The sequence below is a fragment of the Paenibacillus shenyangensis genome (assembly GCF_000346635.1).
Lineage (GTDB): Bacteria > Bacillota > Bacilli > Paenibacillales > Paenibacillaceae > Saccharibacillus > Saccharibacillus dauci.
Genome location: NZ_AOIG01000003.1, coordinates 65,888 through 79,184 on the forward strand (window position 1 = coordinate 65,888; position 13,297 = coordinate 79,184).

The following is a 13,297-nucleotide window of genomic DNA, read 5'->3' on the forward strand; positions in this document are numbered from 1 at the left end:
GAGAAGTCCATCCTTTTTTTTATAAAAATACTTTTCTTCTATAGTTGTTTCTGATAGGAATAACTTGATTGGGTATCAAGTACATTATATTGCAGCGTACCCTGCATTCTTCCTTGTATCTGTGAGCCTACTGATCAAAATGTCGAATCACTACATTTTCGAACACGGCTTGACCGCCTTCCGAGAACAGGCTGATTCCCTGATCATCTTTATTCGGGAAAATCAGACTGGAATAGGCTACTGTGCCGTCATCCACAAATACTTCGATGCTGTTCTTATCGACGAGAATCTTGAGGTGTACTTTGTGATTGGCAGTGTTGAACGGTGCCCGGCTCTCCAGACTGTTACCGTCCGTATCCGGTTGGTTGGTGTACGCTCTGTTCACGTATGTGTACCCTTCCCCTTCGGTGAACACGCCCACATCGACATGGCGACTGTGATCTGCTGATTCCCGTAGTCGCAGTCCTGCATTTTTCAGCTGGGACCAGGAGATATCGGCATCCAGCTGGTAAGAGGCTCCGCTGGCATTCAGCGTCTTGGAGCCATCTACCTCCATTCGCTGAAATTTCTGGGTCGAGGCAGGCAACAGGCTGATCGCTCCAATCGGCTGTGAGGACAGCACATAGGATTGTCCATTAAAACGAAGCCGTATTTTGCGAACGATAGAATTCATGCCATTGAATCCTTCCTGAAGAGTAGGCGTATTGTTGGCATAATCCCAGTTGTTCATCCAGCCCAGTGCATAACGCTGCTCATATGGATTGGAAGCTCCGACGATATCGAAGGTCACTGCTGCATACCAGTCAAATCCATGATCCAGCCACTTGGGCTCCTGCCGATCGGCGATAAATTTCTTGCCGTTAAAGCTGCCGGTCCAGTAGGCATAGGTATTGGGATTACCTGCTCCACGGCCATTGGCACTGGCTCCCAGCACCCATTTGTAGGCGCCGTTCGCCGCCTGCATCCGGTACAGATCCGGACATTCCAGTGTACCCACATTATCGGTCAGGAATCCACTGGTATAGGTCCACTTTTTGAGATTGGTTGACGTATAGAAGCCGATCTTTTTACCTTCTGCCATGAGCATAACCCAGTGTTTCGACTGGGGATCCCAGATGATTTTGGGATCCCGGAAATCGGCAGTACCCGGATTCGCCAGAACAGGCTTTTTGCTGTAGGAGGTGAATGTTTTGCCTCCATTTTTGGAATACCAGAGATACTGCTCCTGTGCTCCGCCATTGGCAGATGGCTGGGTCAGAATCGCGATAAACGCATTTTTGCCAAAACCGGCGGTGTTATGGGTATCCACGACCACAGAGCCTGACCACGGGTCTCCATTTTTATTTGTATATTTGGGAATGGCTACTCCCTGATCCTGCCAGTGCACCAGATCGGTGGAGGTAGCATGGCGCCATTCGGTGCCATTACCATTCGGATAGTCTTTGTTATAGAGATAATAGTAATGATATTTGCCTTTGAAATAAACAGGACGCTGCGGATCATTCATCCACTTGTCCGGAACCGTAAAATGATAATTGGCCCGCTGATTGTTCAGATGTGCGGTACCGGGTGGGCTAGCCTGACTGCTGCCTTCCGCATGATTCTGTGTAAAATAATATAACAATGCGCCCAGTATAATGAGCATAATGACACCGAGAATGACCAGTGTACGACGACGTCTGGATGTCGGGATGTTGTTATTCAAGTGGGCACCTCCTCGTGTTGGTTATCTTCCCCCTATTACCGCCTATCAAGCCGGCTAACTTGCTGTCGTTAAAAGTAATAAAGGAAAAGAAAATGCCGCTCCTACCCGGACATTTTCTTTTCCTGTTGCATTACTTGTCTGCTTGCCTTTCCTGCCTTACTGTACTATCAGATCTTTCGATATGATTATCAATATAATATCTTATTTGGATGTTACCTGTCCCTGTTCCAGCGTGCTGTTTGGCATTACTTTGGTACGATTGCCGTTGATCATCACTTCAAAGCTTGGTGCAAAGGTAGAGTGATGATCATTATAGAATCCTCTGTTGGTCATATAGCTGGTAATAACTACTTTGTTGCCTTTGACCTGTGGAATCGCAAAGTGTGCATAATTCCAGGTAATATCACGTTTATTCAGATCCTGGTGCAGTACCAGTCCACTGCCGTTCAGTGGCTTGTATGGACCATCGATTGAATCGGCTACATAACCGAGCATGTAGATATCTTCTGCATCCACACCATCCACGAACATTTTGGCGCCGCGTGTATCGGTGAACAGATACCATTTACCATTCATTTTGAAAATATTGGCGCGTTCAATTTCATCGGTTACGGTATTCGAAGCAATCAGTGGCTTCATGACTTTTTTGAGGGAATAATCATCATTCAGCTCGATAATACCAAGTGCACCATTTGCAATCGTAATGAAATTGCGATCCGGGCTGTTCAGCAGTTTCTCGCGTTCGCTCTCGAAGAACTTGTCATCTCCGCCGTAATAAGCTTTGTTAGAGAGCATCGATTGACCTTGATACCCCGTCTCCGAACCGGTATTGGCTTCGAACACCAGATATTTGTGACCGTTATCCTCTACATAGTGCGGATCTCTCAGCGTATGGTTATCTGAATAGTCGCCTGCACGGAATGCCTGATCGACAGTCTGATACATTTTGCCATCGCCATCAAAAATCGATTTGAAATCTTCTACACCATTTACTTGCAGCGTATCATTGGAAGGCTCGGATACATTGACCTGAGCCGTAGTCAGGGTCTGCTTGCCGAAGAATCCTTTATCGGCATCCCATGGCTGACGATTCGTATAGAACAAGCGCACTTTGCCATCTTTGGTCAGGGTCGCAGAACCGGACCATTCTTCGGACTGATTATTCAGAATCGGGTCATTTGGCACCATTTTGTCGGTATCCTTGAAGACGCGGCCTGCATTTTTCCAGGCATCCAGCGATTGGTCGCCAGCTTTTTTATAGAACAGGTAGATGAATGTATCAGAAGATACTTTGGGATCGCCCGCCAGACCGAAGACTACTTCGTAGCCGTTATAGTTGGCTACTGTACCATCGGCATTTTGCAGCGGCCAAGTGTCCCATACATCCAGATCAATGATATTGCCGTTTGCATCTTTGCCTTTGGCAGATGGGATATTGCGAATAGTAGAAGCGTCAAAGCCTGGCACCTCAAAACGGGACTGACCCTGCTGCTTGGCAATTTGCTGTGCATCAAAACGTGTCAGATGCGTGAATCCATAGGTATCTTCAAAAACAGGTGATACCGGTTGAACAACGGGTGCCGGTGGAGTCGGCTGAACACCATCATTGCCGCCATTATAATCCTGGCCTGATCCACTTGCAAAAGCGGAAGTTCCCCCTGTAAGCATAGCTGCTGCCATCGTAACGACAGCGGCCTTTCTGGAAAAATTCTTGATTTTCATGTTCCTTCTCCCTTTCTGAATCGAAGATAGGGCTGTGATGGCACAGAAAAAAGACCTAAAAATCCCTATAAGGAACGGACGGCGATTGCCGTACGGATTCCTCACGGAGTTTTTTAGGTCTTGCCTGCTTTACCAGTAACACACCCGGATATTCTGTTGCTGACATTTATTCTATAGGGCAGATCTTCAGGACACTATAGACTGAATTAACCAATTTAAAAATCGACGAAAAAGGATATTTCTGTAATTTTTCATGTTTTTCTGCACGAATTGGTCTTATTTTCACTGTTTCAAAGTTTACATTTTTGTAATCATGCTTGGTTACTCGCTACTTTTTATCCATATTATGGTGAAAAACACAAACTATCTTATACTATTATCATGGGGCAATAGACCTGCACGTTATTCTTTATTTGGTATCAGGATGAGTTCCAATCTTGAAATCAATCGTTTTACAGAGGATTTTGATTTGATTGGCAGCGCAGTTAACGGGCAGAATGTCCCAGTCTGTCCAGCAGACGATTCACTTCAATAGCGATTAATACGCGTTGACTCTCGGTCAACACATAGCCGTATTCATCTTCAATCTGCGCCGACATCTCTTCTACCTGTGCATAGATGCTGCTGTACCGCTCTATGGCGATTCGAATAATCTCTGGGTCCAATTCACTGCCTGGCTGATCCTGTTGATGATCCTGGAGGATACTTTTCAACTGGCTCATTAATCGTTCGTACGCAGATGATTTGCGATCTAGCGGCTGATCGATCACGTCTTCGATCTCTTCTACAATATCCTTCATAATGGCTGCCATGCCTGCAGCCGTTGCCTGGGCTCCCGCATTCATGCGGGCAGTATGAATATGCATCGCAATATATCCGACCTCGTCTTCAGGAATATCAACCTGCAGACGGCGGGCTATTAATTGTCTCGCATGTAGGCCAATCTGGAATTCGGCTGGATACAGAAGACGAATCTCTTCCAATAACGTATTGTGAATAACCATCCCACTGCGCAGCCGCTCCAGAGCAAATGACAAATGATCAGTCAGCGCAATATGAATATGCTCGTTAAAAGATACCTGCAGCTCTTGTTCTGCATAGGAAATAATACTTTCGGAGACGGCTATTTCTTCTTCAGGCAGCTTTTGCAGCATTTCCTGAAGATAGCCATAGCGCTCCTGATCTTCCAGAATAAATACTTTCTCGATACGCTGGGCGTCTACGATATCATTTTTTCCTTTTTCAAAGGAGATGCCGCCGCCCATTACGATCTTCTCCTGTCCGTGATCGTCGACGACCACGGCGTTATTGTTGAGAATCTTTTTGATTTTCATAAGGTCCTCCTGTGACTTTACGAATGAAGTGTGAAAGATGATAACGGAAAGCCGGCTTCTCTACACCGAGCAGCAGTGCAGCGACAAAGGCTGTCCCTGCTGCCAGCAAAAAGCCGATCATATAATGAACAAAGTTAACTTCGCCAAAAGGAATAATATACGCCAGCATCGGGATACCCGTCAGTCCAAACGAATTGGCGACGACATGATGAAATCCTACATAAGCTCCACCTACAGCCCCTCCAATAGCCGCTCCCAGAAAAGGGCGACCCAGCTTGAGATTGACTCCCAGCGCAATCGGCTCGGTAATGCCGAGAAAGGCTGTAATGGAACCGGACAAGGCTATTTTCCGGAGTTCACTGCTGCGGGACATCAGATACACAGCCAGTCCTGCTCCACCCTGCGCCATGTTGGCCATCGACCAGATCGGCAGCAGGAAATTCACGCCTACATGGGGATCGGAGATTAATCCCACCTCAATCGCCTGTATTCCCTGATGCAAACCGGTCAATACAATCGTGCTGTAGATGCCGCCGAGAATAAACCCGAATACGGTTCCTCCATACATGAATAGATATTCCAGCAGCTGACCGACCCATTCGCCTAGCCAAACGGCAGCCGGACCAATAACGAGAATCGCCAGCGCTCCGCCGGTGATCAGGCTAATGCCTGGTGCGAGCAATGTAGCTGCCGCTGCCGGGAGTATACGACGCAGCCCTTTCTCAATTAAGGCCATTACCAGTGCAGCGACAATAATCGGAATCATGGAGCCCTGGTAGCTGAACTGCGGTGAAGCGAGTGTACCTGCTGTCTGCATCGTGCTGCTGTAGGAACCAACGAGCAGCCCCAGATCCGGACGGGACATGGCAATCCCGAGCACAGCGCCGATCGCCGGAGTACCGCCGAACCTTTTGGCAGCATGATATCCAAATAGTGCACTGATAACCTGAAAAGCAGAACTGGTCAACAGCTGTAACAGCCGCAACCAGACAGCATCTGGTGCGACGGTATCGGATGATTGAACAATGCTTACAAGTCCAAGCAGAATACCAGCTGCAATAAACAGTGGGAGGATCGGCAGTAAAATATCTGAGAACACAGCGGCTCCCTGTACCATTCTCCCCGTCCATGAACGCGGTGGTTGCATCGCCGATACTTCGGAATTTTTAGGTTCATAATGAACAGCTGCCATCGGCTGCTTCTCTACAGGCGAAGTCGATACGGATTGATTTTTTGCGACGGAGTCATCGGAGGGTTGCAGTGCTTTGACTGGTATGCCATGTTCCGATGAATCTGTTATATCATGCGCTAAAGTTTGACCTGTAACAGGTGAGTTTTGCTGGTTTTCTTGAAGCAGTCGTGTGATCTGGCGGTGTACTTTGTAGACCAGTTCAGGACCAACAATGATCTGGAGCTGTCCGGCCTGCCGGTTTATATTTTGTACTTCCCGGATCTGATGAAGTCCGGCTTCATCTATCAGATTATTGTTTTTCAATTTAAAACGAATACGCGTCGTGCAGTGAACCACATCCAGCACGTTATCCGGTCCACCGGATCGCTCTATCAGAAGTGAGGCAAGCTCGCGCGTTTGTTTCCCTTTGTCGCGTCTCCTGGCGGAGGGCGATGGGTTTGGTTCGTCGGGCAACTCCATTCCTCCTTTACTGTTCAGGACGCTGAATAAGATGTGTCTTTTATTTTTCGATCACAAATCGATTTTCTATATTCTGAAAATTTCATAAGAGTTACAAAGTAATAACTTTGTAGTATAGGCTAGATTGCTGCTTCTGACAATCCTTGCAAACTTTCGCTTTGTATTTTTCAGAGTATATACAATGATATATTTTTTGGATATCAGAGTTATATGTTTAGCCGGGCACTCCTATACTGGTTTGTGATCGGAACAGCCTTCGTGGTATATTGTCACAGAATATGCAGAGTCTGATGAATGGCAAAGGAGGACTCGAATGTTAACCGGATTAACCAAAGAGCAGCGTAATTGTATTATTCATTTCCTGAAAGACCAATGTGAGGCGGACACTATCATTCTGCTCGGATCGGCGGCACGCGAAAAGATGCGGCCGGACAGCGATGTAGATATCGCCTATTTATCCAATACACGGCTATCGGTCTACCAGCGATTCATGCTGGCTCAGGATCTGGCAGATCTACTCGGACGGGATGTGGATCTGATCGACTTCCGGGAAGCGAGCACTGTATTTCAGATGCAGATCACTTCGACCGGTCAGATTATATATGAAGTACACCTGCTGCACAGGCAGCTAGCCTGGATGAGAGCCTATACGGACTATGCCCTGCTGAATGAGCAGCGGCAGCCTATTATTCAATACGATCGATCAGGAGGAACAACGATGAACCAGGATATATTTTTAAATAAAAGCGCCACGATTCGGCGCTGCAGCGAGCGCATTCATGAAGAGTATGCGGGGAGCGCAGACAATTTGTACAATTTTACCCGGCAGGATTCGATTATTCTGAATCTGCAGCGTGCCTGTGAAGCATGTCTGGATCTGGCGATGCATATCATTGCCGAACAGCAGCTGGGCGTTCCCCAGAGCAGCCGGGATGCTTTTGATCTGCTGCATCGCAGCGGCTGGATCGACCGTGAGCTAAGCCGCAGTCTCAAAGCAATGGTCGGCTTCCGCAATATTGCAATGCATGATTATCAGGCGGTACAAGTGGAGATTCTGGAGGAAATGATCGAGCATCAGCTGCCGGATCTGGAGCGTTATCTGGAGCAGGTAAAGAACAAGGCTCAAATGGGCTGAAGTTGTATCAGTAGCATGGTTGAACAGAGGCACAGGGGAATTCAACGATTTGACTAAGCGACTAAGCGGCTGAAGTTGTAAGTATACATCGTTTTATCATCGTTAGACGGGTAGGCATCATCCACTCCGTAAAGGAATAAGGGCACGTCCTCCGGTGGAGCCGGGGAATCTACGAAATAGGAGTGACGGTAGATTCCCTGGCTCCAATGTCGTCCTTTGCCCTTATTTCCTTTACTGCGTTCCGTGCGATTTGTTCTCATTGCAGGAATGATGTTCTATTCAAATGCTGTTTTATACTGCATACTGTGCAGGATATATGGTATTCAACTTCATAATGTCTATGGGCAGAAGTCTACAATAGATGGAGAAAATTGAAGTTGGCTTTTCAAGTCGGATTCTAGTGATAAGGTACTTTGCTCGATTATGTAACTTTTTTCCATTTTATTCGTCAGATAGGTTGAGGTGAGCATAATGAGAAAAAGACGCATACCGATCCTTGCAGGTATTTTGATAATTCTTGTTGTGGGTGTGATAGTGGTATCACGATTATGGATGTCGCCAGTCTCTATCCCTCTTGAGCCGGGTAGCCACACGTTGCCGACACGTGTTCCACTTGATCGGAATACCCGAACGCCTCCGGCACCAACGATTATGGCTGGGGATACCGTTATTTCCTGGGTACAGAGTAGTTACTGCTGGTCCAGAGGCTGCGCTGATTATATAGGCGGCACGCAAATGATGGATGGAAAGGTACCTGCAATTGTGCCAGCGGGAACCCGTATTCAAGCCAACTATAATTATGAACCTGCTCCTGCGATTCTTGTACTGAACCAGCTGGATAATGAAAAGAATCAATCCAATTATAATGATCTTGTAAGCGTTCCTTTGCAAGACGGTAAATTTACTGCTCCGACCGCTCCAGGCACCTATTACTACTTACTGGAAGCTCACTGGAGGGAGAAAAATACGCAACACTCTGACGGTGATACCTCTGCTGTATTCGCTATCGAGATTCGTTAGCTCTACTAGCGAACAGACCGGGAGCAGGAGACTATACATCTTCTTGCTCCCCTTTATATACCGGCCGAATCATATATACATTACTGACCAGCACCTGTGCCCGGTATTTGATATCCAGATTCATATCTTTTTCACGGACGATCAATACAGCCTTAAGCCGTACATCGGGGTTAGCTTCTTCTTCATCGCGACTGCGGTTAGAGATAACGCCCTGGTATACCTGTCTGCCTGATACAAAGAACAGTGGACAGGTTGCGATACTATCGGTTTTTACATACACCGTAATGATGAAAATAATAATAAACATCGACACCGTCAGGTTCACTACCGATGAATAGTCGACCACAATCTGTGGCAGCAGCAGAGTCAGCAGGAAAAAAGTATAATCATTTACACTAATTTTCTCATATTGGCGAATCGATACTTCCCGGCCAATCGTCCGGTCAGCCAGGCGTTCTTCCAGTCCGCGCAGCAACCACCAGATTACGAGACGATACAATGCGAGCGATATCAGGAGCACTGTCACGAGAAAGACAAGCTCCACGATCCACCAGCGGGTAAACATCTCTTCGAGCTTCTCCTTGGTCAGTCCGGCAGGCAGCAGATCATTATGATAAATAAATCCGCTGAACATGACGATCAGGAGCGGGATATATGCGGTAATCCACATCAGCACCTGCTCTCTTTTGGTCCACATCATATGGCTCCCTCCTTATCGTTCATGCATTCGGCTCATCAGCCGCATTCTCATAACTTACAGCAACCCCGTAATCCCCGGTCAGGAAAGACTGAACAATCTTGTCGGAAAAGAACTGGATCAGCGTCTTGGGTTCCTGATCTTTGTGGAAGACAATTTTGCACTTGTCCAGATCAATAAAATCATAGAGCTCCCACAGTGCCCGGTATTTTCGCTGATAGGCTTCCGCCTGCTTGGCATTGGGGGGCATTTTGCGGCGGATCAGCTTGAGTTCTTCGCACCGGTCTTCAAAATTACGCTGCAGTACCTCGATGGTCTCTGGCTGAATCTGTGCCAGACTGCGAGAATAAAAGTACTGACGGCAGCTGTCCTCAAACTCTTCCTTGTTCGATTCCTCTCCGTCAAAAAAAGGCAGCGCCGTAATTCGCTCCAGATTCTCATCCCGCAGTTCGTTAATATGATCCTGATAATCAAAAGCATACTCGAATGGACGCAGACTGGAAATATAAATCGTATTATTTACAATGAAAAAGTCGATTGGGCCACCAATTTCCAGCAGTTCACTATCGGCAAACTGGAGCTCACCCGAATTTTTGAAGGCAAATTTCTTTTTGCCAATATTTCGTTTGGGCTTGCGATAAAAGCAGCAGTAGATATTCTCGTTATCCAGCTGGATCTGAATCATCTGGAAATGGGTACTGGCATCTTCCAGGCTGCTGTCGGGATGCTCCAGCGCAAAAAGCAATCCTTCCTTGCGTTCGGAGACAGTACCTTCGGAAGAATCCAGCTCCAACATCGCCAGGGTATCATTTTTCTGAACCTCAAAATTGTAATCGCTTACCATAAATTCATCCTCACCCTGGCCATTTTCCCGCTGAAAGGAACGGAAAGCATAGATAATCTGCTTTTTCAGCCAGTTTTGTACATCTGCCGATATGGCACTTTCACGTGCACGGTAATAATGATCGGCTTCTTTTTGCTTGCGCACCGTAAAGAAGGTCAAGCCTATCTGCTCCATTGCTTCAGCCGATGTCTCCATCCCAGACAGACGATTGACCGGATGATCCTGATCATTAATGTTCATCTATTCACCATTCCTTTGAATGAGTTGGTAATCAAGTACATGTGAAAGTAAGATAGCTGGCTACTTATATTTTACCAAAATATCCCTGTAATTTCCTTTTTTAACGAAAATAAATTTTGGGTAACAGGAAAAAGCCCGGATGTGGGGAATTGCATCATCCGGGCTCTGCAAAAGAAAATATGCTTAGTACTCTGGAATCGTAATAGAAAAATCCATATACCAGTAACCACTGACTTGCTGCACGATACTGCCTTGAATATAGGAGAGTTTCACTTGGTTACGCTGCTGGTCGGTCATGGGAGAAAAGTGGAATTCCTGCCTAATTCCATCTGGCTCTGCATTCATTGAATTTATCTCGGGTCTTGCATCTTTCGACTTTACTATTACATAACTGGCTTCATCCATACTCCCACTCATTAGCTTAATCGTATTATTTGCTGGAGTATCTGGCAGCATAGCATACTTGAAAATCAACTTCTGATTAGCGTTCGACCAATCAAATTGTTTTACTTTGATAGATAGTGGGGGATTGACTGGTATTTTATAATTTTTACCGGGTGCGATGGTGCCTTCAATTGGAATTTCTTTCTTATCGATCAGATAAAGGTCTCTTAACTGCAGGCGAAAATGGTGTTCTCCTGGTTTCATATTATCCAGTATGATATCGGTAGAAGCTTGCAATCCGTCTGCGCTGGTAAATTGGTCAGCAGCAATGCTGAATTTCTTGCCACTCTCAAGATCAGTTAATACACTTTTCTTGAATTTAGCGTATTTAAAGTCCGATCTTTTTATTCCATTAAGGCTTGATTTTAGCTGAATATAATTCGTCTGATCCGTATATTTTTTGAATGTAACGGTATCAACTGTATATTGTATCCCTTTATCTTCTGCTGTTGCTCCAATCTTTTGTACTACAGATGGGGTCGACAAAACAGTATTCATGATTGATGGTACTCCACCCATTTGAATAGCTACGATCCCTATACAACATACTCCTATTAGCCCCATGACAACCACTTTCCATTTATGTTTATAACGTATTGTTTTTTCCTCTGCTGGATTCCATTTGGATTGTCGTCTTCTTGTTTCAAGTTCTACTTTTTGCCATATGGACTCATAATCTAGTGAATCATCGCGGAGCTTACTCATTTGATGTCGGATCAGTGAATCATCTTTTTCCTTATCCTCGGGTCGCATGTATATCACTCCCTCTTTCCAGCGTTACTTCAGTATGCTTCGCCAGCTTTTTCAATTTAGCTATAGCCCGGCTTAATCTGGACTTTACTGTACCCACAGGAATTTTCAGCACATCAGCTATTTCCGTATGACTTAATTCGCCTATGTAATGCAGCAGCAGTACCTGCCGTAATTTCCCGGGAAGCTGTTCCAGCAGCTTTACAAACTCGCTTGCAGTCTCCTGACGCTCATATGATTTCTCCACCGAAGGATTAGACCGTAGCGGCCAGCCCAACCAGAACGCTTTGCTTTCCTTATCCCTTCCTTTGCTGCGGCGACGAAACATGGAATAACATTCATTGGCTGCAATACGCATCAGCCATGCCTTTTCATTCTCGATCTCGCTTCGTTTGGCAAGCAGGGCTTTGACAAAGACTTCCTGACATACATCTTCTGCATCGGCTTTGCTGCCGGTCATATAGAGACAATAGCAGTATACATTTTCTTTATAACTTTCAAACAATTGGCGGTCGTCCAACATATCCCCTTCCCTCTTCTATATCATGCGTTCCCTTTTAGGACGAATAACTGTACTTATCCGTTCCCTTTTTTGTATCTTTTAATGAATAAATTAAAATAAGTCTGAAAATCGCTCGCTAATGAATAGCTCTGCAGATCTTCAGACTTACATATTATTTTTCAAAATAATTTCTTGTCTATTTTTATCATGTTTTTAATTTTCAATCTATACGCTTTTCTTCTGGCATGACAAAAGAGATCTTACCCGCCATGCTTGTTACTGATCCGCCTACTGTATACTCATGTCCAGTGCTGTAATATCCTTTACCAGCTTGTATTATTCCAGTCTCGATAGAAGTGCTATCTCCAAAATAACCACTCTCTATAGAAACATAATCTTTATTTTTTAACGGGACACTTCCCCACTTCTCCTTTAACTTGTAAGACAGAAAATCTTTCACATGATCTGTGGATTGTTTTGGAAGACGAGCTTGCCAGGTGATGACCGGAAAGTCCTCCTTGAATTCGATCAAAGATATGACATCTCCATAGATATGGTACATTCGCAAAACTTCCCCTTTGGGAAATAAAAATTGGTTATCAACTGCCTCGGATTCTTCATGATTCTCCAACAGTTGTTGTTCACCATGCGTTGGGATCTGCATTATCAGTTGCATCACTAGTTCTCTGGCTGAAGCCAAATCCCCATGATACAGTGTTTTGCTATCCTGTGTACTCAGAGGAGATTCTATACGAAGTACTTTGTTACTACTGTTAATCTCATATCCAAGCGATCCCAGAAAATCCGATGGGATATACGTGCGTCCATTGATTTGCTGTACCACTACATTCAGCTCAGAGACAGAATTCCGATTATTTATACGATACTGAGCTTTTCCAATAGTGAATACATACCGCTCTCCCCATTTCTTCAGAGCAACCTTGTGGTGAACCGGATCTGTGGAAAGTGTGGCCCCAATCGCTCTCGCAAGGTCATGGATCGGAATCATCATTTTACCTTTTCGAATCTGTACATCCGATCCAGAGATGGTTTTCTGATCCGGGGTAGTAATCGTAACAGGTGACGCATATGTAGACGTGGAGCTAAGCAGCAGACTTGCTGCAATAGAAGCTGCGATAATCTTTTTCAATCTTATCCCTTCTTTGTCATGAATTTGATTTCGTTACTATATACTCCGGCAGATGAATAAAAGTTGTGCTCTTTCCAGTAAGACAGTATTTACATGATACATT

12 protein-coding genes and 1 pseudogene are annotated in these 13,297 nt (G+C 45.4%); 3 read left to right on the forward strand and 10 right to left on the reverse strand.

From position 1 onward, the window contains the following. Positions 1–127: 127 nt before the first annotated feature. From levB to H065_RS24970, 4 genes are all read right to left on the reverse strand, one after another. The gene (gene levB, locus H065_RS0101745) at positions 128–1,645 is read right to left on the reverse strand and encodes a 2,6-beta-fructan 6-levanbiohydrolase (protein WP_051058677.1); all 1,518 of its coding nucleotides are present in this window, start codon (positions 1,643–1,645) and stop codon (positions 128–130) included. 261 nt (positions 1,646–1,906) lie between these two features. Next, positions 1,907–3,427 carry a levansucrase gene (sacB, locus tag H065_RS0101750; protein WP_017811284.1) on the reverse strand — a complete coding sequence of 507 codons (1,521 nt, stop codon included), beginning with the start codon at positions 3,425–3,427 and terminating at the stop codon, positions 1,907–1,909. 485 nt (positions 3,428–3,912) lie between these two features. Next, a complete protein-coding gene (locus tag H065_RS0101755; protein ID WP_017811285.1) occupies positions 3,913–4,761 on the reverse strand; it encodes a PRD domain-containing protein in 849 nt (282 codons plus the stop codon). Beyond that, positions 4,733–6,406 (reverse strand): PTS transporter subunit EIIC, encoded by a 1,674-nt coding sequence (locus tag H065_RS24970; protein WP_017811286.1) that lies wholly within the window; start codon positions 6,404–6,406, stop codon positions 4,733–4,735. The genes H065_RS0101755 and H065_RS24970 overlap by 29 nt, the downstream gene beginning before the upstream one ends. Positions 6,407–6,725: 319 nt before the next feature. Here H065_RS24970 and mntA point away from each other — a divergent pair. Together mntA and hepT are read left to right on the forward strand one after the other, a co-directional pair. Then, a pseudogene (gene mntA, locus H065_RS28050) lies at positions 6,726–7,079 on the forward strand (type VII toxin-antitoxin system MntA family adenylyltransferase antitoxin); the annotation flags it as partial. A gap of 51 nt (positions 7,080–7,130) precedes the next feature. Then, complete coding sequence (hepT, locus tag H065_RS28055) at positions 7,131–7,547, forward strand: type VII toxin-antitoxin system HepT family RNase toxin (RefSeq protein WP_026135983.1); 417 nt, start codon at positions 7,131–7,133, stop codon at positions 7,545–7,547. Between the two features lie 53 nt (positions 7,548–7,600). On the opposite strand, the gene H065_RS28095 is transcribed toward hepT, so the two are convergent. Next, positions 7,601–7,807: a hypothetical protein gene (locus H065_RS28095; protein ID WP_238557860.1), complete on the reverse strand. Its 207-nt coding sequence runs from the start codon at positions 7,805–7,807 to the stop codon at positions 7,601–7,603. 211 nt (positions 7,808–8,018) lie between these two features. Here H065_RS28095 and H065_RS27625 point away from each other — a divergent pair, with 211 nt between their 5' ends. Next, the gene (locus H065_RS27625; RefSeq protein ID WP_152425777.1) at positions 8,019–8,567 is read left to right on the forward strand and encodes a hypothetical protein; all 549 of its coding nucleotides are present in this window, start codon (positions 8,019–8,021) and stop codon (positions 8,565–8,567) included. A gap of 31 nt (positions 8,568–8,598) precedes the next feature. On the opposite strand, the gene H065_RS0101775 is transcribed toward H065_RS27625, so the two are convergent. From H065_RS0101775 to H065_RS0101795, 5 genes are all read right to left on the reverse strand, one after another. Further along, the gene (locus H065_RS0101775; RefSeq protein WP_017811289.1) at positions 8,599–9,267 is read right to left on the reverse strand and encodes a KwaA family protein; all 669 of its coding nucleotides are present in this window, start codon (positions 9,265–9,267) and stop codon (positions 8,599–8,601) included. 19 nt (positions 9,268–9,286) lie between these two features. After that, positions 9,287–10,348, reverse strand: a complete 1,062-nt coding sequence (locus H065_RS0101780) for a Kiwa anti-phage protein KwaB-like domain-containing protein (protein ID WP_017811290.1) — start codon at positions 10,346–10,348, stop codon at positions 9,287–9,289. Between the two features lie 183 nt (positions 10,349–10,531). Continuing rightward, the gene (locus H065_RS0101785; protein WP_017811291.1) at positions 10,532–11,545 is read right to left on the reverse strand and encodes a hypothetical protein; all 1,014 of its coding nucleotides are present in this window, start codon (positions 11,543–11,545) and stop codon (positions 10,532–10,534) included. Then, positions 11,529–12,065, reverse strand: a complete 537-nt coding sequence (locus tag H065_RS0101790) for an RNA polymerase sigma factor (RefSeq protein WP_017811292.1) — start codon at positions 12,063–12,065, stop codon at positions 11,529–11,531. The genes H065_RS0101785 and H065_RS0101790 overlap by 17 nt, the downstream gene beginning before the upstream one ends. Positions 12,066–12,264: 199 nt before the next feature. Continuing rightward, the gene (locus H065_RS0101795; protein ID WP_017811293.1) at positions 12,265–13,194 is read right to left on the reverse strand and encodes a copper amine oxidase N-terminal domain-containing protein; all 930 of its coding nucleotides are present in this window, start codon (positions 13,192–13,194) and stop codon (positions 12,265–12,267) included. Positions 13,195–13,297 lie beyond the last annotated feature (103 nt).